Source organism: Bradyrhizobium sp. 154, assembly GCF_023073875.1.
Taxonomy (GTDB): Bacteria; Pseudomonadota; Alphaproteobacteria; order Rhizobiales; family Xanthobacteraceae; genus Bradyrhizobium.
This window is the reverse complement of record NZ_JADPKG010000112.1, coordinates 215,540-236,907: the sequence shown is the minus strand read 5'-3', so window position 1 is coordinate 236,907 and position 21,368 is coordinate 215,540. Positions and strand designations below refer to the sequence as shown.

The 21,368-nt window shown below is 64.3% G+C and carries 18 protein-coding genes; 7 read left to right on the top strand and 11 right to left on the bottom strand.

The window, feature by feature from the left end; translation table 11 throughout:
* Positions 1-94: 94 nt before the first annotated feature.
* Both rocD and IVA92_RS28290 read left to right on the top strand, forming a co-directional pair.
* Positions 95-1,309, top strand: a complete 1,215-nt coding sequence (gene rocD, locus IVA92_RS28295) for an ornithine--oxo-acid transaminase (RefSeq protein ID WP_247279323.1) — start codon at positions 95-97, stop codon at positions 1,307-1,309.
* A gap of 523 nt (positions 1,310-1,832) precedes the next feature.
* The gene (locus tag IVA92_RS28290) at positions 1,833-3,281 is read left to right on the top strand and encodes a Spy/CpxP family protein refolding chaperone (protein WP_247279322.1); all 1,449 of its coding nucleotides are present in this window, start codon (positions 1,833-1,835) and stop codon (positions 3,279-3,281) included.
* An 18-nt stretch (positions 3,282-3,299) separates the two neighbouring features.
* Here IVA92_RS28290 and IVA92_RS28285 read toward each other — a convergent pair whose 3' ends face one another.
* The 9 genes from IVA92_RS28285 to IVA92_RS28245 all read right to left on the bottom strand — a co-directional run bounded on the left by IVA92_RS28285 (position 3,300) and on the right by IVA92_RS28245 (position 13,107).
* On the bottom strand, positions 3,300-4,163 hold the full coding sequence (locus IVA92_RS28285; RefSeq protein WP_247279321.1) for a sugar phosphate isomerase/epimerase family protein: 864 nt from the start codon (positions 4,161-4,163) through the stop codon (positions 3,300-3,302).
* Positions 4,163-5,368 carry a dihydrodipicolinate synthase family protein gene (locus IVA92_RS28280; RefSeq protein ID WP_247279320.1) on the bottom strand — a complete coding sequence of 402 codons (1,206 nt, stop codon included), beginning with the start codon at positions 5,366-5,368 and terminating at the stop codon, positions 4,163-4,165. Before IVA92_RS28280 ends, IVA92_RS28285 begins: the two co-directional genes overlap by 1 nt.
* Before the next feature lie 125 nt (positions 5,369-5,493).
* The gene (locus IVA92_RS28275) at positions 5,494-6,645 is read right to left on the bottom strand and encodes a Gfo/Idh/MocA family oxidoreductase (protein WP_247279319.1); all 1,152 of its coding nucleotides are present in this window, start codon (positions 6,643-6,645) and stop codon (positions 5,494-5,496) included.
* A complete protein-coding gene (locus tag IVA92_RS28270) occupies positions 6,642-8,039 on the bottom strand; it encodes a hypothetical protein (RefSeq protein WP_247279318.1) in 1,398 nt (465 codons plus the stop codon). The genes IVA92_RS28275 and IVA92_RS28270 overlap by 4 nt, the downstream gene beginning before the upstream one ends.
* A 216-nt stretch (positions 8,040-8,255) precedes the next feature.
* Positions 8,256-9,101, bottom strand: coding sequence for an ABC transporter ATP-binding protein (locus tag IVA92_RS28265; RefSeq protein ID WP_247279317.1), 846 nt, complete (start codon positions 9,099-9,101; stop codon positions 8,256-8,258).
* Positions 9,102-9,243: 142 nt separating this feature from the next.
* On the bottom strand, positions 9,244-10,236 hold the full coding sequence (locus tag IVA92_RS28260; RefSeq protein WP_247279316.1) for an ABC transporter substrate-binding protein: 993 nt from the start codon (positions 10,234-10,236) through the stop codon (positions 9,244-9,246).
* A gap of 74 nt (positions 10,237-10,310) precedes the next feature.
* Positions 10,311-11,120: an ABC transporter permease gene (locus IVA92_RS28255; protein WP_247279315.1), complete on the bottom strand. Its 810-nt coding sequence runs from the start codon at positions 11,118-11,120 to the stop codon at positions 10,311-10,313.
* Between the two features lie 244 nt (positions 11,121-11,364).
* Positions 11,365-12,072: a TetR/AcrR family transcriptional regulator gene (locus IVA92_RS28250; RefSeq protein WP_247279314.1), complete on the bottom strand. Its 708-nt coding sequence runs from the start codon at positions 12,070-12,072 to the stop codon at positions 11,365-11,367.
* 186 nt (positions 12,073-12,258) lie between these two features.
* Positions 12,259-13,107 carry a VOC family protein gene (locus IVA92_RS28245; protein ID WP_247279313.1) on the bottom strand — a complete coding sequence of 283 codons (849 nt, stop codon included), beginning with the start codon at positions 13,105-13,107 and terminating at the stop codon, positions 12,259-12,261.
* 221 nt (positions 13,108-13,328) lie between these two features.
* Between IVA92_RS28245 and IVA92_RS28240 the strand changes: the two genes are divergently transcribed.
* Together IVA92_RS28240 and rbsK are read left to right on the top strand one after the other, a co-directional pair.
* Positions 13,329-14,222: a sugar kinase gene (locus IVA92_RS28240; RefSeq protein ID WP_247279312.1), complete on the top strand. Its 894-nt coding sequence runs from the start codon at positions 13,329-13,331 to the stop codon at positions 14,220-14,222.
* A 17-nt stretch (positions 14,223-14,239) separates the two neighbouring features.
* Positions 14,240-15,157, top strand: a complete 918-nt coding sequence (rbsK, locus tag IVA92_RS28235; protein ID WP_247279311.1) for a ribokinase — start codon at positions 14,240-14,242, stop codon at positions 15,155-15,157.
* On the opposite strand, the gene IVA92_RS28230 is transcribed toward rbsK, so the two are convergent.
* The gene (locus IVA92_RS28230; RefSeq protein WP_247279310.1) at positions 15,158-16,378 is read right to left on the bottom strand and encodes an FAD-dependent oxidoreductase; all 1,221 of its coding nucleotides are present in this window, start codon (positions 16,376-16,378) and stop codon (positions 15,158-15,160) included.
* Between the two features lie 228 nt (positions 16,379-16,606).
* On the opposite strand from IVA92_RS28230, the gene IVA92_RS28225 reads away from it, so the two are divergent.
* Positions 16,607-17,401 (top strand): enoyl-CoA hydratase/isomerase family protein, encoded by a 795-nt coding sequence (locus IVA92_RS28225; RefSeq protein WP_247279309.1) that lies wholly within the window; start codon positions 16,607-16,609, stop codon positions 17,399-17,401.
* A 19-nt stretch (positions 17,402-17,420) separates the two neighbouring features.
* Here the strand turns inward: IVA92_RS28225 and IVA92_RS28220 are convergent, their stop codons facing one another.
* Complete coding sequence (locus tag IVA92_RS28220) at positions 17,421-19,139, bottom strand: IlvD/Edd family dehydratase (RefSeq protein WP_247279340.1); 1,719 nt, start codon at positions 19,137-19,139, stop codon at positions 17,421-17,423.
* A 176-nt stretch (positions 19,140-19,315) separates the two neighbouring features.
* On the opposite strand from IVA92_RS28220, the gene IVA92_RS28215 reads away from it, so the two are divergent.
* Together IVA92_RS28215 and IVA92_RS28210 are read left to right on the top strand one after the other, a co-directional pair.
* Complete coding sequence (locus IVA92_RS28215) at positions 19,316-20,002, top strand: GntR family transcriptional regulator (protein WP_247279308.1); 687 nt, start codon at positions 19,316-19,318, stop codon at positions 20,000-20,002.
* A 358-nt stretch (positions 20,003-20,360) separates the two neighbouring features.
* Positions 20,361-21,362: a TAXI family TRAP transporter solute-binding subunit gene (locus tag IVA92_RS28210; RefSeq protein ID WP_247279307.1), complete on the top strand. Its 1,002-nt coding sequence runs from the start codon at positions 20,361-20,363 to the stop codon at positions 21,360-21,362.
* Positions 21,363-21,368 lie beyond the last annotated feature (6 nt).

Sequence of the window (21,368 nt, the reverse complement as noted above, 5' to 3'; positions counted from 1 at the left end):
TTCCGAGGCGGCAAGCTGATACCTAGATCAAGTTGAGGGCCGCCGGCGGTGCAGTCGGTTGACGCCCCCGTGCGCGGCAATGGAGTGACGACAGATGAGCTCGTCGGTCCTTGATTTCATCGCAACAGAAGCACGCTTTGGAGCCCACAATTACGAGCCGATCGGGGTCGTCCTGTCCCGCGGCGAAGGTGTCTGGGTGTGGGATACCGAAGGCAACCGTTATCTCGATTGCCTCTCGGCCTATTCGGCGGTCAGCCAGGGCCACTGCCACCCCAAAATCCTGGCAGCACTGGTCGAACAGGCGCACAGGCTGACGCTGACCTCGCGCGCCTTTCACAACGACCAGCTCGCCTTATTCTACGAGGAAATCGCGGCGCTCACCGGCTCCCACAAGGTGCTGCCGATGAACAGCGGCGCCGAGGCGGTCGAAAGCGCGATCAAGTCGGTCCGCAAATGGGGCTACGAGGTGAAGGGCGTGCCGGACGGCCAGGCCGAGATCATCGTTTGCGCCAACAATTTCCATGGACGCACGCTGGGCATCGTCAGCTTTTCCACCGATCCCGAGACACGCACACACTTCGGTCCGTTCGCGCCTGGCTTCAGGATCATCCCGTTCGGGGATGCCGCGGCGCTGGAAGACGCAATCACGCCGAACACCGTCGCCTTTCTGGTCGAGCCGATCCAGGGCGAAGCCGGTGTCGTCATTCCTCCAGCCGGCTATTTCACGAAGGTGCGTCAGCTCTGCACGGCCAACAACGTGATGCTGGTGCTCGACGAGATCCAGACCGGGCTCGGCCGTACCGGCAAGCTGCTCGCCGAACAGCACGAGGGAATCGAGGCGGACGTGACGCTGCTCGGCAAGGCCCTGTCCGGTGGCTTCTACCCCGTGTCGGCCGTGCTCTCGAATAACGACGTGCTCGGGACGCTGAGACCCGGACAGCATGGTTCGACCTTTGGCGGCAATCCGCTTGCCTGCGCGGTGGCGCGCGCGGCGATGCGCGTGCTGGTCGAGGAAGGCATGATCGAGAACGCGGCCAGGCAGGGCGCGCGCTTTCTCGAAGGCTTGAAGGGCATCCGTGCCAACACGATCCGCGAGGTGCGCGGACGCGGCTTGATGCTGGCGGTCGAGCTGCATCCAGAGGCCGGGGGAGCACGCCGTTATTGTGAGGCGCTCCAGGGCAAGGGCATCCTCGCCAAGGATACTCATGAATACACGATCCGCATCGCCCCGCCGCTGGTGATCACCAGCGACCAGGTCGACTGGGCGCTGGAGCGGCTCGCCACCACCCTGACCCAGGATTTCTCTTGAGGCTGCCTGCGTCGGAAGATCGCAATGCCGGCCGCGGTCAAGAACGAACGATCCCGCCATCTGTGCGTTGAAGTTCGTGGGCGATGACGAGCTGGGAGCTAGAACCATGCTTCCGCGTTGCGTTTGCCTTACGGCTTTTTTAGTTGGTGTCTCGGTGCTGGCGACGAGCGCCGGCGCTTTCGCCCAAGGACTCGGACACGGAAGGGGCGGACCACCCGGTCCGGCCGCAGCACCGGCGGCTCGGCCAGCAGCACCACCGGCCATGGCCCATCCGGCGGCGCCGCCAGCCATGGCACGCCCCGCAGCGCCGGCTTTCCATCATCCCCCGGCCATGCAGCGGCCGGCCATGCCGCAGCGACCAGCCATGGCGCCACATCCGGCGCCGCGTATTGCCTCACCGCCACCGCGCCCGTCCCCACATTTCGCTGCACCGCCGCGGGCAGCCCCGCACGTGGTGACACCGCGGCCTGAATTCCATCGGGCGCCGGCAGCACCGCAACGTCCGGCCATGGCGCCTCGGCCAATGCCGCACATCGCGGCCCCATCGCGCCCCAGCGGACCGCCGGCCGCGAGCGAGCGGCTGTCGCGGCGGGATCAGATTGAACAGCGCGCGCAACAGCGCCAGCAGCAAGTCCAGCAGCGTGAGCAGATGGTGCAGCAGCGGCAGCGCGAGATGCTGTCCCGCCAGACGACGGAGCGTCAGACCCGTATCGAACGACTCCAGCAGCGTGTGCAGCAGTTGCAATCGCAAAAGCCGGAAAGCGTGCGGGCGCAACGCCTGCAGCAAAGGACGCTCCAGGCGCAGAACCGCTTGCTTGATCGTGAGCAGCGCGCGCAGCAGAGCGACCTGGCGCGCCAGCAGCGGCTTGGCCTCCAGGCCCCGGCCGCGCGCACCCCGACCACCACGACCACCGCGCAGGCTGCTGAGCGCGGGCGGTTTGCCGCGCGCTTCCGTGAGCAGGCCAATCCGCAGACCCAAGCGGCCCTCCTCACCCGCCAGAGCGGCTGGGCTCCCCGGCAGGCCTGGCGTCACCGCCATCCCGCGGCTTTCGTGGCGTGGCTTGGGCCGGTGTTCTGGCCATACGCCTATTCCGACATTTTCAACTACACGTTCTGGTCCTATGCTTATGAGCCCGGCTATTGGGCGTACGCGTATGACGATTTCGTCGACACCGTGTTCTGGGGCGGTGACGGCCCCTATTCCGCCTATGCCAGCACCAACCCGTATGACTATCCGCAAGCCGGCGGCGGCCGCCGGGCGCGCCCGCGCGCCAGCGTGAGCCCGCAGACGCTACAGCAATTGTGCGGCACACCAGACAAGGGCGTGACGGCTTGGCCGCTTGCCGATATCGCGAAAGCAGTGCAGCCGACGCCGGAGCAACGCGCGCTGCTCGACGAGTTGAAGACCGCGGCGGCCAACGCGGCCGCCGTGTTCAAGGATTCCTGCGCGGAGACTTATGCATTGACGCCGCCTGGCCGCCTGCGCGCGATGATGAATCGCATCAGCGCGACACTGGAAGCGGTCAAGATCGTGCGACCGGCACTGGAGAAATTCTACAACTCGCTCAGCGACGAACAGCAAGCGCGCTTCAACGCGCTTGGGCCCCCTGTCGGCGACCGCTCGTCACAGCAGCAGGAAGCCAGTGCCGAGGGTTGCGGCGATCCGAAGTCCGGCCTGACCCAGTTGCCGATCGAACGCATCGACGCCGTTGTCCGTCCGGCAGGCAAGCAGAAGGATGCGCTCGAGCGCTTGGACGATGCGACGAAGCAGGCAGTCGCAGCACTGCAAGCCGTCTGCCCGGACAGTGTGCCGTTGACACCAGTCGGACGCCTGGAAGCCATGGCGGATCGTCTCCAAGCCATGCTCGCCGCCGCCAAGCTGGTGCAACCCGCACTGGACGAGTTCTACGCGACGCTGAGCAGCGAGCAGAAGGCGCGCTTCAATACGCTGCAACAGGTTGCAGGACAGTAAGGGCAGCGCGCGCGTGACCTACACCACCGTCTTGTGCCGCGCGATGCAGGTGCGCAGCACCTCGTCCATCGGTTTGGCCCACCAGTCATTGGAGAAGATTTCGATCTCCGAATAGCCGGCAAAACCCTGCGCTTCGACCGCTTGACGCACGGATTTGATGTCGATGACGCCGTCGCCCATCATGCCGCGGTCGTTGAGGATGTCCTTGGTCGGCACCATCCAATCGCAGACGTGGAAGGCGAGCAGGCGATCTTGGCCGGCGCGCGCGATCTGGCCCATCAGCTCCGGATCCCACCAGATGTGATAGACGTCGAGCGCAACGCCGAGCATGCCGCTGCGGCCGGGGTCGAGCCGGTCGCAGATGTCGAGCGCCTGTTTTGTGGTGTTCACGCAGGCGCGGTCGGCTGCATAGGCCGGGTGCAACGGCTCGATCGCCAACGGCAGGCCTGCCTGCTTGGCGTAATCGAGCATCTCGGCCAGCGCTTCCTCGACCTGCCCGCGCGCTGCGGCGATGTCCTTCGAGGCCTTGCTGCCCGGCCGCGAATATTGCGGCAGGCCGCCGACCACGAGTACGATGCAGGGCGCGCCGAGCGCCTTCGCCTCATCCACACAGCGCCGGTTGTCGTCGCGCACTTCGCCCCGGCGCGAACAATCCGAGGTGAACATGCCGCCGCGGCAATAACCTGAGAGATCGAGGCCGGCGTCGCGCACGGCGCGTACCGCGCGGTCGAGCCCGACAGAAGCAACCTGGTCGCGCCAGGGATCGATGGCGCGGATGCCCTGCTTCGCACAGGCATCGATGATCTCGATGAGGTCACCCTGCTTGCGGACCGTCGCCGTGTTCAGCGACAGCCAGCGATGGTCGGACGAGAAATCGCGCATCAGGATTCAAGTCCGTGCGAGGCCAGCACAGTCTTCATCCGCTGTGTCGCGAGTTCCGGATTGGCGAGCAGGCCCGCTTGGTCAGCAAGGCGAAACAGCTCGGCCAGATGCAGCATCGAGCGCGCGCTCTCCTGGCCACCCACCATGGTGAAGTGGTCCTGGTGGCCGTTGAGATAAGCCATGAACACCACCCCGGTCTTGTAGAAGCGCGTCGGCGCTTTGAAGATGTGGCGCGACAAGGGAACGGTCGGTCCCAGCACGTCGTGGAAGCCGGCTTCATCGCCGGCCGCCAGCCGCGACAGCGCGTAGGATGCTGCCGGCGCGATGGCGTCGAAGATGCCAAGCAGCGCATGCGAAAAGCCTTCGCTGTCCCCGGCGATCAGCTCCGCATAGTTGAAATCATCGCCAGTGTACATCTTGATGCGCTTGTCGAGGCGTCGGCGCATATCGATTTCACGCTGCTTGTCGAGCAGCGAGACCTTGACGCCGTCGACTTTGGCAGCGTTGGCGTTGATGATGGCGACCGCAATATCCATTGCGTTGTCGAGATCCTTGGTACCCCAATAGCCCGTCAACGCCGGATCGAACATATCGCCCAGCCAGTGGATGATCACGGGCTCTCGGACCTGCGAGAGCACGCGATCATAGACCTTGGCGTAATCATCGGCATTGCGGCCGAGCTTGGAAAGCGCCCGCGACGCCATCAGGATGATGCGGCCGCCGACCTTCTCGACCGCCGAGATCTGCTCCTCATAGGCGCGGATCACGTCGTCGATGGTCTTGGCATCCTCGACCGCGAGATGGTCGGTGCCCGCGCCGGAGAACACCAGTGCGTTGCGACGCTTGGCGGCAGCGACCGACCGTGTGATCAGCTCCAGCGAGGTCGGCCAGTCCAGCCCCATGCCGCGCTGCGCGGTGTCCATCGCCTCGGCAACGCCGAGACCGAGGTCCCAGACGTGCTCGCGGAAGGCGATGGTCCTGTCCCAGTCGACAGCGACCGAAAGCCAGGGATCGTTGTCGGCGAAGGGGTCGGCGACCGTGTGCACGGCCGAGAAGGCGATGCGGCTCAGCGGGCCCTCGAGCTTTGCGGGAAACGTGCGCGAGGCCGCGAGCCGGTAGGTCTCGATCGAACGATCGGCCTTCGGCAGCTTGAGCGACAATGACGACATTGAAGGCGCAGGCTTGGGCTGGACGGGCTTGTTCATGATTTTTGACCTCTCTCCGTCATCGCGAGCGAAGCGAAGCAATCCAGAACGTCTCCGCAAAGAAAGTCTGGATTGCTTCGCTTCGCTCCTCGCAATGACGGCTCAACTGACACTAGGACTCGACTTCAGGCCGTGATCGGGGCGACGTCGATCCAGCGCCGCTCCTTCCAGCTCTTCAACGCGCACTCGGCGAGCTGCACGCCCTTGGCGCCTTCGAGCAGCGTGAACTTGTATGGCGCATCCTCGTAGACGTGGCGGATGAACATCTCCCACTGCTCCTTGAAGCCGTTATCGTAGGAGACGTTGTCGGGCATCTTCTGCCAGTCGCCGTAGAAATCGTGCAGCCGCTTCTCATCGGGATTCCACACCGGACGGGGCGTCGCCTGCCGGGCCTGGATCACGCAATCGGTGAGCCCTGCGACCGCGGAGCCGAGCGTGCCGTCGACCTGGAAAGTGACGAGGTCGTCGCGGTAGACCCGCGTCACCCAGGACATATTGATGTGGGCGATGACGCCGCCCTTGAGCTGGAACGTCGCGTAAGCCGAGTCGTCCGCAGTCGCCTTGTATTTCTTGCCCTGCTCGTCGTAGCGCTCGGGAATGTCGGTGTTGCCGATGCAGCTCACGCTCTCGACCTCGCCAAAGAGATTATCGAGCACGTAGCGCCAGTGGCAGACCATGTCCAAGATGATGCCGCCGCCGTCCTCGTCGCGGTAATTCCAGGACGGCCGCTGCGCCTCCTGCCAACCGCCTTCAAACACCCAATAGCCGAACTCGCCGCGCACCGAGAGGATGCGGCCGAAGAAGCCGGAGTCGCGCAGGAAGGCGATCTTCTTCAGGCCGGGCAGGAACAGCTTGTCCTGCACCGTGCCGTGCTTGACGCCCTTTGCGTTAGCGAGTTTCACGACCTCGACGGCCGCCTCGAAATTCGTCGCAATCGGCTTCTCGCAATAGACATGCTTGCCGGCATTGATGGCCTGGGTCAGAAGGCCCGGCCGGGCCTGCGTGGTCGCGGCGTCGAAGAACATGGTGTCGTTCTTGTCGGCGAGCGCGGCGTCGAGGTCAGTGGTCCAGCGCGTGATGTTGTAGCGCTTGGCTAGGGCCTCGACCTTGTCGGCGCTGCGGCCGACCAGGATCGGGTCGGGCATCACGCGGTCGCCGTTCTTCAAGCGGACGCCGCCCTGGTCGCGGATCGCGACGATCGAGCGGATCAGATGCTGGTTGAGCCCCATGCGGCCGGTGACGCCGTTCATGATGAGGCCGAGGCGTTGAGTGGTCATGCCAATTGCTCCTGAAGTGATTTTGGCTGTTCGAGCGGGCGAAGCGCCGACCAGTCCGGATGGACCGAGGTGGCGAAGCCCGCAGCATGAAGCGATCCCGTCAGCAGATCGCCGTCGTGAATGGAGAGACGGATGCCCTGCCCGGCATCGGCATAGAGATCGGGATGCAACGCCGCGAAGGCCGCAGCTTCAGCGGCGGGCGTATCGCCAAAGCCGTCGACATAGTGATGGCCGTTGCGTTCGGCATGAGTGACGCCGATCAGGGCACCGAGCGCAAGGTCCTGCTGCACGGCAAGGCCGGCTTGGCAGGTCAAATCCTCGGCGGTGACGAAGAACGCCTCGCCTTCCGCGCTCCATTTCGCCGCGCGCGTGGCGTTGACGATGGCCTTGTAGAGACCCTTGCACGATTTCGAGGAGATACCGCGATAGCCAAGGGCCCGCGCTGTGGGGAACGCATCGTAGCTATCGTCGGCTTCGTCGATGATGAAACCGCGCGCGCCGAGCGAGCCCAGTGGCGATTGCCTCGTGATGTCGCGCGGCATCGGCTGCTCGACATAGAGCAGGCGCGCGGCGATCGGCCGCAACGCGGGATCATGATCGAGGCGATCCACCAGCGCCTGCAACGCGGCGAGATCGGCGTATTGCTCGTTGGCGTCGAGCGACGCCTTGTAATCATGTCCGAGCGTATCGAGCTCCTTGCCGATCCGCGCCAGCCGCGCCGCGTCGGCGGCGGGATCGCCCGACAGCTTGAGCTTGAAATAGCGAGCACCGGCGTTCTCGCGTGAGTCGGCAACTCCGCCCTCACCTTCAACGGCATCATCAAGGCCGACGGTATGCCTGATGGCAACACGCTCCAGCCGCTTCCGGCTCGAGAGAAACGTTCTGATGTCCCTTTCGCTCAGGTCAGGCGACAGCCGCGCATCGATGCCCGCGATATTAGCGGCCATCCCATCGAAGAAGCTGGTCTCGGCGGCGCGGAGCAGGGCATCGAGGATCGCCTTGTCGATTTCCGCTGGACCATAGACCGCGGCAAGCGCCGGAATGTTCTTCTTCGCGCAGGTCGCGACCTGGGCGCCGATGCACGAGGCATGCAGATCGAACGCCGTCAAATATCCAGTCCGCGCCAGATAAAGTCCGCGCGCAATCTCCAGCGAGCGTCGCAAACCATCGACCGTCTGCGCCGGCGACAGCTCCGGCCGTTTGTCGAACCATTTCGGCACCAGCAGCTCGGCGCTGGCGCCGACCGCGCTTCCCTTGCCCTCGACCTCGATCTCGACCCGCACGAACAGCTGCGGCGTCGCGCTGATGGCAATCGCGCCAAAGCGGAACGGCCGCGCGAAATGCACGGGACGTTCGAAGAATGCGATATCTCGCAGCTTCAGACGGGGTGACATGGTCTAATGACAAAACGAGTTGAACTTGGTGCGAGCGGTATGGCCGCGGGCGACGCGCCTCTCCCGCTTGCGGGAGAGGTCGGCGCGAAGCGCCGGGTGAGGGTTCTATCCTCTTGGGGATTCTTGCCAGCCAAGACACCCTCTCCCCAGCCCTCCCCCGCAGGCGGGGGAGGGAGCGCACCGGCTTGGTGGTCGCGACCGAGATATCCCATGGCTTCAGTCCAATGCACCTTGGGAGAAGAAATGCTTGCGGATGCGTTGCACGAGCTCGGTGAACACGGGATCGGCCATCACGTCGAGCGAGCGCGGACGCGGCAGCGGCACATCATAGATCGCGGCGATCGCACCGGGGCGCTCGGTCATGACCAGTACGCGATCGGCGAGGAAGACGGCTTCCGGAATCGAATGCGTGATCAGCAGCACCGTCTTCCTGGTCTCGCGCTGGATCCGCATCAATTCGACGTTCATGCGTTCGCGCGTCAGCGCATCGAGCGCGCCGAACGGCTCGTCCATCAGCATGATCTTGGGATCGTGCACCAGCGCTCGGCAGATCGAGGCGCGCTGCTGCATGCCGCCGGAGAGCTGCCATGGCAGCTTCTTCTCGAAGCCTTCGAGCCCGACCAGCTTCAACAGATCCTTGGCGCGGGCGAGATATTTGTCCCGCGCCAGCCGCTTCATGTCGATCGGCAGCATGACGTTGTTGAGGATGTTGCGCCAGGGCAGGAGCAACGCGTTCTGGAAGACGATGCCGACATTGCCGTGCGGCGTCGTCACCCTCTCGCCCTCGACCAGGATCTCGCCCGTAGTCGGCGGCAGCAATCCCGAGATCAGCTTGAGCAGCGTGGACTTGCCGCAGCCGCTTGGGCCGACCACGACGAAGAACTCGCCATCATTGATGTTGAAATCGAGCGGCCGCAGCGACGGCACATCGCCGTCGCGCGTCCGGTAGGTCTTGGACACGCCGGACAGTTTGATGCCCGACGCATCGCCGGCACGGCCTAACACCAGACGCAGATGCGCGGCCGGCTGGATGTCACCTACCACCTTCGTTGCTGGGGTCATCTCGTCAAGTCCACTCGACAATGTGAGCCGTCATTCCGGGGCGGCCGAAGGCCGAACCCGGAATCTCGAGATTCCCCGGTGCGCAATTGCGCACCTGAGGTCTGGTCCTTCGGACCATCCCGGAATGACGGTGTTGTTATCTTCACGATCCGCTCTTCGGCAAATAGTCGTTGGTGTAGAACGCCTTCGGGTTCTCCTTGGCCTTGGCATCGAGGCCGCCATATTCGACGAGAAGATTGACGGTCTCGGTCATGTTCTGGTCGGTGACCTGGAACGGCCGCTTGCTCTTGGTGTCCGCGGTCCGGTAGAGCGGGATGGTCAGTTCGAAGCCCTGTGTCAGCGTATCGATCTTGCCGCCCTTGGGATTAGCATCGAGAATCGATTGCGCCGCGGCGTTCGGCTCCTTCTCGGCGGCCTCGACCGCTTTCGTCGTCGCCGACATGAAGCGGCGAACCAGATCGGCATTGGCCTTCACATAGTCGGTGTTGGCGATGATGCCTGACGAAACCATGTTGATGCCGTAGTCGGCGAACTTGATCGGATAGACGTCCTTCCCGGTGGCGTCCTTGATCTTCATCGACTGGTCCATGACGTAGCCGAGCAAGAGATCCGCCTGACCGTTGATGACGGCGTTGAGCTTGGTCTGGCCGTCGCCGGCAACGGTTTTGAAGTCGCTCTCCTTCAGGCCGGTCTTCTTCAGGAACAGCGGCCAGATCTGGGTCATGGAATCGGCCGGCGTGATCGCCACCGTCTTGCCCTTGATGTCTTCGGGCTTCTTGATGTTCTTGTCGACGAAGCCCATGGCGGACATCGGGCTGGTCTGGAGCAGCACGCCGGTCGCAACCACCGGCGCACCCTTGATTGCGGCCCGCATCATGGTGGGAACGTCGACATAGCCGAAATCGGCGGTCTTCGCCGCGACGGCCTGCGTGGTCGCAGCCGAGCCGCGGCCTTCCTGGATCTCGAGGTCGATGCCTTCGGCCGCATAGATGCCCTTGGCCTTGCCGTAATAGAACGGCGCGTGCTCGCCATAGACGTACCAGTTCAGCATCAGCACGACCTTATCGGCCGCCTGTGCCGGCATCGCCGCAAACACCATCAGCGCTGCCGAGACGACCCCTATCCACCGCTTCATCGTTACTCTCCCTTGTCGTTATTGCGTCGGCCGTTGGCGGCCGTTCGTTGCTTCACTTCAGAGCCGAGAATTGCTTAAGAGGCGAAAATCACGTCCTCACGCTGGCTGACATGCCAGGGGATGACCAGCTTCTCGATCCGGTCCACGATCCAGAACAGGACCACGCCGAGTAGTGCCAGGATCACGAGGGCAGCGAACATCGTCGGCAGGTCGAAGGTGCCGATCGAGCGCTGCATGACGTAGCCGATGCCGGAATTGGAGCCGACAAACTCGCCGACGACCGCGCCGACCACGGCGAGCGTCACCGAGACTTTGAGACCGGAGAAGATCGCGGGCAGCGCATGCGGCAGGTTCACCGCGCGGAACACTTGGAAGCGGCTGCCCTGCATGGCGCGGGCGAGATCGACCATATCAGGATCGACCGATTTAAAGCCCTGCACGGCCGAGACCACGACGGGGAAGAAGCCCAGCAGGAACGCCGAGATCACCTTCGGGATGATGCCGAAGCCGAACCAGACCACGAACAGCGGCGCGATCGCGATCTTCGGCACGGATTGCGAGAACACCAGCAGCGGATAGACGTAGCTCTCCACCGTCTTGGAGCCGGCAATCAGCATTGCGACGGGAATGCCGAACAGCGCCGACAGCACGAAGCCGCACACGGTCGCATAGGTGGTCGGCCAAGACTGGCGCAGCAGTTCCGGCCATTCGGTGCGCAGCACCGCCACGACGTCGGCAGGCGACGGGATCTGGTAGGGGGGAATTTTGAACAGCCGGATCGCCAGATCCCAAGCCACGACGATGAAGACCAGGAACAAAAACGGCCGAACCCAGGCCGCATTCAGCATCTTGGACACCGCACTCTGCGGCTTCAACTCAGCCACGTCTCACTCCCGACAATCTTTGTCGTTGGCGGAGAAATTAACCCGTTGGATAAATACTGTCCAGAGCTTTCCCTGTGACCTTTTGGGCGGGTTCCAGTCGCTGAACGTGAAGGATGTCGTGTGAAGGGCCGCGTAGCGGGACTGCCGCGAAAAATCTCGGTGTCATTCCCCGCGAAAGCGGGGAATGACAGCGGAGATTGAGGAACGGCGAATGCCAAATCCGCCAGGGCGCGGGGACGCGCAGCTACGCTGTCTGAACCACCACGCTGCGCGATTTCGGCGCTTTCGCGATCTCGAACAGCGCCAGGGACTGACCCGTCAGCGCAGCCAGCACGAGGCCCACCATGTGCGCCAGCCGTTCGTCCTTGGCCTTCTTGTCCAGCAGATCGCGGCCGAAGATCACGCTGAGCGTCGCCGAATTCGAGAGATAGAAGAAGCAGAGTCCCGCGATCGAGATGTAGAGCTGCACCGGATCGACCGCGACCTGGAAGTCGCCGCTGTCGACGCCGCGGCGCACCACGGTGCGGATCATCTCGACGAAGGGCGAGTGCATCGACTTGACCTTGGTCGAGCGCTTCAGGTGCTTTGCGCGCGCGAGATTCTCCGTCTGGAGCAGCGACAGGAATTCGGGATTGCGCAGGAAGTAATTCCAGGTGAATTCGATCAGCCGCCGGATCGCCTCGGGCGGGTCGAGATGCTCGAGATCGAGCCCGCGCTCCTCGCTGCGGATCTTGTCATAGGCACCTTCAAGCACGGCGAGATAGAGCTCGTCCTTGTTGCCGACATGGTAGTAGAGCATACGCTTGTTGGCGCCGGCCTTGGCGGCGATGCGGTCGACGCGCGCGCCGGCGAGCCCGTGGGCCGCAAACTCCTGCTTGGCGGCCTCGAGAATACGCAGCCGCATCCCCTCGGGATCGCGCTGCCATTTCAGAGTTCGCTTTGCCTTCGCCAAACCGGTTGCTCGCTGGGTGGTCTCAGATCAGCGTGTACCACGAGGAAGTCGTCATTGCGAGGCGCCCTTGCGACGAAGCAATCCAGACTGCCGCCGCGGAGGGCTTCTGGATTCCTTCGCGGAGCCTGTCATCGGGCCGCGCTTCGCGCGGACCCGTTGGCTCGCAATGACGGAGGAAAGACTCCCTCAATCCACCGGCTTCGGCGAACGCTCCAGCAGCACGGTCTGGATGCCGCAGGTGCCGTTCCGCACCGTCATCACCCGCGTGCCCGGCTTGCGGCCGTTGCGGACCTCGGAGACCTCGAGACCGGCAGCGATCAGGCGGGCGCGGGTGGCGTCGATGTCGGCCACCCGCCAGCTCAGGCCCCAGAGCAGGTCGTGCGCGGCATCGCCGCCTGCCACCGGGCGGCGCACCACCTCGACGATGAGATCGCCGCAGCGGAAGAACATCAGCTGGCCCCAATCCTGGTGGGAGCGGTCGAGCGCCAGATCGAGCCCGAGCCGCGCGCCATAGAGAGCGGCGGCGCGCTCGGAATCTTCCGTGGTGATCACGACGTGATCAAGCGCCTCGATCGGCGCGATGTCGGTCGCAACGGACTTGGGGCGCTCGTCGGCGAGCTCGAGGAAGAAAATGCGCACGCCGCGCGTGAGCTCCGTGGCGGCACGCGTGCGCTTCCAGTGCAGCACGGCATCGGATGCGGCATCGCTGCTTTCGACCTCCGCGACCGGATCCGGTCTCAGGGCCACGCGCTCCAGCCGGCGGTGCGTCTTGCTCATGTCTGCGACGCGAAAGCACAGGCTGGCGAGCACGCCCTCCTGATCGTCGAGCAGCGCGCGCATGCGGTCGGCGGCGACACTGAAGCCGCTCGGCGCCATCAATTCGATCGTCATGTTGTCCAATGTGAACAGGACCCGGTCGGCGCCCTCGCCGGAGTTCTGCCAGGCCGGCGCGCGGGCGAGCAGCGTCTGATAGGCCGCTTTGGCCGCACCGATATCCCTGACCAGGACGACGACGTGATCGAGCCCGATGATCATCTTCCCCCCTTTATCGACTCTTAATTGACCTGGAACCCCTGGGCCGAAAGACGGCGTTTGTCCGGGCTTGGCATTGGCCTGTCATGGTCGTATTCCGGCACCATGCTGACCTCAAGCGCTCCGGGCGGCAGATTTGCGAATAATTTCAGCGTCCCTCCGGAGCGGAACCGGTGCTAGAGTAAACGCGCCGGCCGGGACCACAAGCGCATCACGGACAAGCAATGCAGGCTCTCTTCATCGGACAGACCTATATCGACGTCGTCTTCATCACCGACCACATGCCGACCGGCGACGAGAAGCACGTAGCTTCGGACTACGCGGTTTCGTTCGGCGGCAACGCGGTGACGGCGGCGTTCTGCTGCGCCAAGCTCGGCATCGTGCCCGATCTCATCGCAACCGTCGCCAATGACTGGCTGGGGCGCATGTTCCAGGACATGTGCGCGAAATACGCAATCTCGCTGCACGGGCGGAAGGTGAACCAGTCCTCGCTCTCCTTCATCATGCCCAAGGACGGCAAGCGTGCCATCGTCCGCTGCCGCGACGACGAGCACATCCATCCGTTTCCGATGCTCAATCTCGGCGGCTGCCGCGCGCTGCATGTCGACGGCCATCAGCCGGATGCCGCGATCCACTACGCAAAAGTCTGCCGCGAGGCCGGCATCCTGACCTCGCTCGACGGCGGCGGCCTGCGCACCAACACGCATGAGCTCTTGGAGTTCATCGACGTCGCCATCGTCGCCGAGCGGCTGTGCGAGCAGATGGACCTGACGCCGGAGAAGATGCTCGATTACCTCAAGAGCCGCGGCTGCAAGATCGGCGGCGTCACCATGGGCGAGAAGGGCCTCTTCTGGTACGACGAGACCGGGACGGTGCAGGTGATGCCGGCGATGCCGATCCCGCGCGAGCGCGTGATCGACACCAATGGCGCCGGCGACGTCTTCCACGGCGCCTATGTCTATTCCTACCTCGCCCATCCCGGCAAAAGCTGGCGCGAGCATTTTGATTTCGCCCGCGCCGCCTCCACCTTCAAGATCCAGCGCCTCGGCAACGAGGCCGGCCTGCCGACGCTCGTCGACATCGCCAAGGTCAGGCACGAATTCGAGGTCAGGGTCTAGCGTTCGAAGGGTGTGTCATGGGTCGCGTCTTCGTCGCGGGCAGCATCAACATGGATGTGGTGGCAACAGCCGACCGCCATCCACGCGTCGGCGAGACCGTTGCTGGCAAGCAGGTGCTGTATTTTCCGGGTGGCAAGGGCGCGAACCAGGCGGTCGCCGCGTCGCGGCTTGGCGCCAGGACCACGCTGATCGGGCGGCTGGGAAAGGATTCGTTTGGGACCGAGCTGAAGGCTTTCCTTCGCAGTCAGGGCATCGATCTCGGCTACGTGCAGCAGACGGCTGACGCGCACACCGGTACGGCCATCATCACGGTGGCGGAGGCTGACAATACCATCGTCGTCATCCCCGGCGCCAATGCATTGGTCGACGCTGATGACGTCAGCGTCGTGCCGCTGCTGGAGGGCGACGTTGCGGTCAGCCAGTTCGAAATTCCGCTGCCGGCGATTGCCGCGTTCTTCCAGCGGGCACGCGCCGCCGGAGCCACGACGCTGCTCAACCCGGCACCGGCGCAAACCATGCCCGGCGAGCTGCTCGCGCTGGTCGATATCCTCGTGCTGAACGAGACCGAGCTCGGCTTGCTCGCCGGGACCGAGCTCTCCGACGGCAACGAGGCCGCGCGGATCATCGACGTCGCGCGACAACTTCAGGCGCGGCGGGACCAGACCATCTGCGTCACGCTCGGCAAGCGCGGCGTGCTCGCGCTGGCGGGGCGCGAGGAAATTTCGGTGCAGGGGCGCACGGTGAAGGCGGTCGACACTACCGGCGCCGGCGATTGCTTCGTCGGCGCGCTCGCGGCGCAACTGGCTGACGGCGCGACACTGCGCGACGCGCTCACGTTTGCCAACGCGGCCGCTTCGATCAGCGTGCAGCGGATGGGCGCGGGGCCGTCGATGCCGACGGCAAAGGAAGTGGCTGCCGTGATCGACGCAAGCTGATCACGCCAGTGCGCTCTTCAGGTCAAAACTCTCGTCCGCAGCCTGCTCCGGTGTGATCGAGCGGTCCATGGCCTGCAATCGGCGCCCGAACATGTGGTCGCCGGCGCGGTTGATCGACTCGATGCCCAGCAGCGTCTCGCCCTTGTAGCAGAACGCCGAAAACGCCTTGCTCGCGGGGTTGCCGCGCAGCACGACGCGATCGTAACCGGTGGTGAGGCCGGCGATCTGGAGCTTGTCCTCGCCCTGGTCGCTCCAGAACCAGGGATGGCTGTCATAGGGCTTGCTGTCGCCGGTCAGCCGCGCCGCGAGGCAGCGGGCGTGATCGGTGGCGTTCTGCACCGATTCCAGCCGCAGCGAACCGCCGAAGCGCGGGCTTGCGAACAGCGCGCAGTCGCCGATCGCCGAAATATCGGGATCAGCCGTCGCAAGATATTCGTCGACGACGATGCCGGCGGCAACGGGAAGGCCCGCTTCAGCCGCGAGCTCGATGTTCGGCAGCACGCCGACGCCGACCACGACGAGATCGGCGGGCAGATGCCGTCCGTCGCTCAAGGAGACGCCGGTGACCTTGCCGCCTTCGGCTTCGATGGAAGTGGCCTGTACGCCGAGATGGATGCGGATGCCGGCCCCGCGATGCCGCGCCTGAAAATATTCGGAGACCTCCGCCGTCACCGCGCGCGCCATCACGCGCGGGGCGAGCTCGAGCACGTCGACCTCGAGGCCCTTGATCCGCGCGGTGGACGCGAATTCGAGGCCGATGAAGCCGGCGCCGATGACCACGACGCGTGCCTTCGACGGGATGACCTGGCGCAGTGCCTCGCTGTCGTCGAGGATGCGCAAGTATTTCACGTCGGGCAGATTGGCGTTGGGCAGGTCGAGCAGGCGGTTGCGCGCGCCCGTGGCCAGCACGAGGTGACCGTAAGGCAGCGTCTCGCCCGAGGCCAGATGCAGCTTGCGGTCGGCGCGGTCGATCGAGACGGCGCGGCCGGCGATCAGCTCGATCTTCTGGTCCTGGTAAAACTTCTCCGGCCGGAACATCAGGCTCTCCGGCCCGGCCGAGCCCTTGATGTAGGCTTTTGACAGCGGCGGCCGCTGATAGGGCAGATGCGCCTCGTCATTGATCAGGCAGATGCGCTGCGAAAAGCCCGCCTGGCGCAGGGATGCCGCGACCTGATAGCCGCCATGGCCGGCCCCGACGATGATCACCGGACCATCCGTCATTGGACAGCCCACTTCCGCAAGACACGAGCGTGACCCATGTCGTCTCCTCTCTCGCTGATTTTGGTTTGCTGGCCTGACGAGGAGCCGGCGCTCGTGTCCGTTCCTTGGCGAAGGCGGGCCCATTTGAGCCTATCGTTCCGCCCAGCGCAAGAGCGGCGGGCGGGGATTGTCACCCCTCGCCTTCTGCGATTTAGTTGCAGCAACGAACCTTTTGCCGGGGATTCTCAGATGCCAGCTCCTATCTCCCAGCCCGATGATCCCGCCCTGCTGCGGATCGAAGGCCCGATCGCGACCATCACGCTCAACCGCCCTGCCGCGTTCAACTCCATCAACCTGGCGATCGCGCAGAAGCTCGAGCAGCTCGCGGCCTATATCGAAGGCGCGGACGACATCAAGGTCGTTGTCCTCGAAGGCGAAGGCCGCGCCTTCTCGGCCGGCGGCGATCTTCAGACGATCGGGGCAGCCGCCGAAGCAGGCACGGTGGCGCCCGTGGTCGGCGAGCTCTTGAAGCACTATCACGCCTTCATCGAGATCATCCGCCGCATGCCCAAGATCTCGCTGTCCAGCGTCCACGGCTCTGCCGCCGGCGCCGGCATGGGGCTCGCCTTCGTCACCGATCTCTGTATTGCCGCCGACGACGCCAAGTTCACGCCGGCCTATGCCAAGATCGGCGTGTCGCCGGACGGCGGCTCCACGGTCGGCATCGTCGGCACGGTCGGCTCCCGCCGCGCGCTACAAATCTTCCTGTCCGAGGATAATTTTACCGCGCAGCAGGCTTACGAGTGGGGCCTGGTTGCCAAGATCGTTCCCGCCGCTGATCTGAAAGCAGCCACGCAAAAACTCGCCGAGCGTCTCGCGCAAAACCCGCCGGCGGCGATCACCGGCACCAAATCGCTCGTCTACCAGGCCGCGACCACGCCGGTGAAGCAGCAGTTGGATGCCGAGGAGCACAAGATCATCATGGCGATGAACACGGAGGAGTTCCGCGCCGCCGTGAAGAAGTTCACCAGCAAGGGCAAGTAGCTGCCGTGGGGCTGGTCCCTCACTCCTTCTCAGTCTTTGGTCCAGTCCTCTGCATGAAATCGAAGTCGCAGCCCTCGTCGGCCTGCATGATGGTCTCATTGAACAACCAAGCGTAGCCGCGCCGGGCCTCTTCCGGCGCTGCGGCCGGCTTCAACGCGGCGCGGCGCCGCTCGAGTTCGGCGGCATCGACCAACAGCTCAATGCTGCGCTTGGCCACATCGAGGCGGATCATGTCGCCGTTCTGCACCAGCGCGAGTGGCCCGCCGACAGAAGATTCCGGCGTGATGTGCAGCACGATGGTGCCGAACGCGGTGCCGCTCATGCGTGCGTCCGAAATGCGCACCATGTCCTTGGTGCCGGTCCGCGCGAGCTTCTTCGGGATCGGCAGATAGCCCGCCTCGGGCATGCCCGGCGCGCCCTTCGGGCCGGCATTGCGCAGCACCAGCACGTCGTCAGCCGTGACATCGAGGTCGGGATCGTCGACCCGCAGGGTCATGTCCTCGACGGATTCGAAAACCACCGCGCGCCCGGTGTGCTGCAACAGCTTTGGACTGGCGGCCGATTGCTTGATGACCGCACCGCGCGGCGCGAGATTGCCGTGCAGGACGGCAAGACCGCCCTCCTTCTTGATCGGATTGTCGCGCGAACGAATCGCGTCCTGGCCCGGCACGTGCTCCGCATTCGCCACGACGTCGCGTAGCGTCTGGCCGCTGATCGTCCCGGCATCGAGATCGACGAGATCACCGAGCTGCGCCAGCAGTTTCGGCACGCCACCGGCGTGATGGAAATGCTCCATGTAATGTTCGCCGGACGGCTTGAGATCGACCAGCACCGGCACCTCGCGGCCGATCTGGTCGAACACTTCGAGATCGAGCCGGTACGGCGAGCGATGCGCCATCGCGGTCAGATGGATCAGGCCATTGGTCGAGCCGCCAATCGCCTGAAGCACGACCTGCGCGTTCCGGAACGAGGCCGGCGTCAGCAACTCGCTCGGCTTCGGCCCCTTCGTCTTTGCCATCTCGGCGGCGACTTTGCCGCTGGCCTCCGCAAGACGGAAACGTTCGGCGTGCGGCGCCGGGATCGTCGCGCTCATCGGCAGCGACAGGCCCATGGCTTCGATCATGCAGGCCATGGTCGAGGCCGTGCCCATCACCATGCAGGTGCCGACGGACGGCGCGAGGCGGCCGTTGACTGCTTCGATCTCGGCATCGCCCATGTCGCCGGCGCGGTATTTTGCCCACAACCTGCGGCAATCGGTGCAGGCGCCCAGCACTTCCCCCTTGTGATGGCCGACCACCATGGGCCCCACGGGGATGACCACGGTTGGCAGATCGGCGCTGATCGCCGCCATCACCTGCGCAGGAAGAGTCTTGTCGCAGCCGCCGATCACGATCACCGCATCCATCGGCTGGGCGCGGATCATCTCCTCGGTGTCCATCGCCATGAGATTTCGCAAGTACATCGAGGTCGGATGGGCAAAGCTCTCGGCGATCGAGATGGTCGGGAATACGAACGGCATCGCGCCGGACAGCATCACGCCGCGCTTGGCGGCTTCGATGATCTGCGGGACGTTGCCGTGGCAGGGATTGTAGTCGCTATAAGTGTTGGTGATGCCGACGATCGGGCGCTCCAGCGCATCGTCGGAATAGCCCATGGCCTTGATGAACGCCTTGCGCAGGAACAGCGAGAAGCCGGCATCGCCATAGCTCGTCAAACCCTTGCGCAGGCCACTCGTCATCATGCCACTCCTTCCGAGTTGCCATCGTGGTACATTCTCGCCCACGATTGTCAATAAGATTGGCCAATATTGTCGCACTTTCTGGGCTTTGGCGTCTCTTGCTGTGCAGATTATTGACAATCCAAGCCTCCCCTGCTCCACAGGACGAACCGGCCGACCGCCGGGAGGCTAAGGGCATGTCCGACATTCGCACTCCTGAGGCAATTCCGGTCCGGCGCGACGATCCGGACGACGTCGTCGCGCGCCTGGAAGAGGACATCATCTTCGGCCGCCTTGCACCGGGCGCGCGCCTTACCGAGGACGCGCTGATGTCGCGCTACGGCACCTCGCGGCACTTCGTGCGCCAAGCGCTGCTGGATGCGGAGCGGCGCGGCATCATCCGTCGTGAGAAGAATGTCGGCGCCACCGTACGGTTCTACTCGGCCGAGGAAGTCCATCAGATCTACGAGGTGCGGGAGATGCTGACGCGGCAGGCTGCGCTGATGATCCCCCTGCCCGCGCCGCAAGGCCTGATCGACGAACTCTCCGCGTTGCAACGGCAATACTGCGCAAGGGCCGACGCGCAGGATCTGCGCGGCATTCACGAGGCCAACGACGCCTTCCACCTTGCGCTGTTCTCGGCCTGCGGCAATCCCTATCTGGTGCGCTCGCTCCAGGACTACATGAACCTGACGCTGCCGATGCGCGCGAAGAACCTCGCCGATCGCGAGGGCCTCGCACAATCGCGGCGCCAGCACGAACTGATGATCGAGCTGCTCAAGGGCCGCGACAGTTGGGCGCTCGCGCAACTCTGCGTGGATCACATGCAGTTCAGCAAGAAAGATTACCTCAAGCGCATCGCCGATGATGGGGCCGGACTCTAGGTGAGCAAGTACCTGCCACGAACGAGCCGTATACGTCCAAAAAGGAACGCCGCTAGCCGGGGCGCGTTGGAAGGCTCGAGCGAGATTCATTCGCGCGCGTAGCCGGGTGACGATCGATCGGAACATGTCAGCCCAAGGGAGGGCTGGCTACCGCACAGGTTTGAACATAAGGGTCTGCGGAGCGATGCGGGCCGGTTTGTTCTTCGCACTGATTGCAGCGGCCTGGCTCGGCGGACAGGTCCAGGAGTCCCTCGCACAACGGCAACCTTCCGCGTCTCCGAGTGAATCCGGGAAAGCGTCTCCGCGAAAAGAAAGCGCCCCCCGGAAAGAAACGAGACGACCTGCGGACCCATTTACGGTGGGCTTCGTCACCGGTACGCCGCAATGCACTGAATTCGCAATAGCTCAGGACATTGCGACCACACTGGCCAGTGGCCAGGAGACGGGTCCGCATGGCGAAGTCGCTTTGCGGGTCGTGCCAATCGTGGGAAACGGCGGCACCCGCAGCATCCTCGACGTGCTCACTCTGGCAGGTGCCGACGTGGCGATCGCACCTGTTATCCTGGTCGACCGGCTCCGGGAGGCAAAGACGTTCGGAGACATCTCCGATAAGCTTGCCTACATTGCCTCGCTCCATGTCGAAGAGTTCCATCTCCTCGCACGGCCGGAGATCGCAAGCCTGACGGATCTTGCGGGGAAGAGGGTCAATCTTGGCGAGGACGGCAGTGCGGGCGCCGTGCTTGGCCGCGAGGTGCTGAACCGTCTGGGCGTCAAGATCAGCGAATCCAACCTGGGGCCGGACGCCGCGCTGGAGGGGATGCGGAAGGGAGACATCTCGGCCGCCCTGCTGGTCTCAGGAAAACCAGTCAGCTTCCTCGCATGGGCCGGGCAGGCCAAGGGCATTCACTTCTTGCCCATCCCCTATTCCAACGAGCTGCTGCAGCAAAACTATCTGCCATCGACGCTTCGCCACGAGGATTACCCAGATCTCATCGGGGTCAATGCAGCTGTGGACACGATCGCGATCAAATCCGCTCTGTTCGCCTACAACTGGCCGCCACGCAGCGAACGGTTTCGGCTGCTGGAATTGTTCGTCCAGACACTGTTCACGCGTTTTCCTGAATTTCTCGGCGACGCACATCACCCCAAATGGCGCGAGGTCAACCTGGCCGCGCTCCTCCCTGGATGGCAACGATTCCGACCGGCAGAGCGCTGGCTCCAGCAGCAATCCGGCGGCGAGGCCGCGCTTCGCAAGGCGTTCGGCCGGTTCCTCGAGGGAAAGCCAACCGCCAATCCGCCAGACCGCGAAGAATTGTTCCGGGATTTCCTGCGCTGGCGAGAACGCAATCCGGATAAGTGAGCAAAA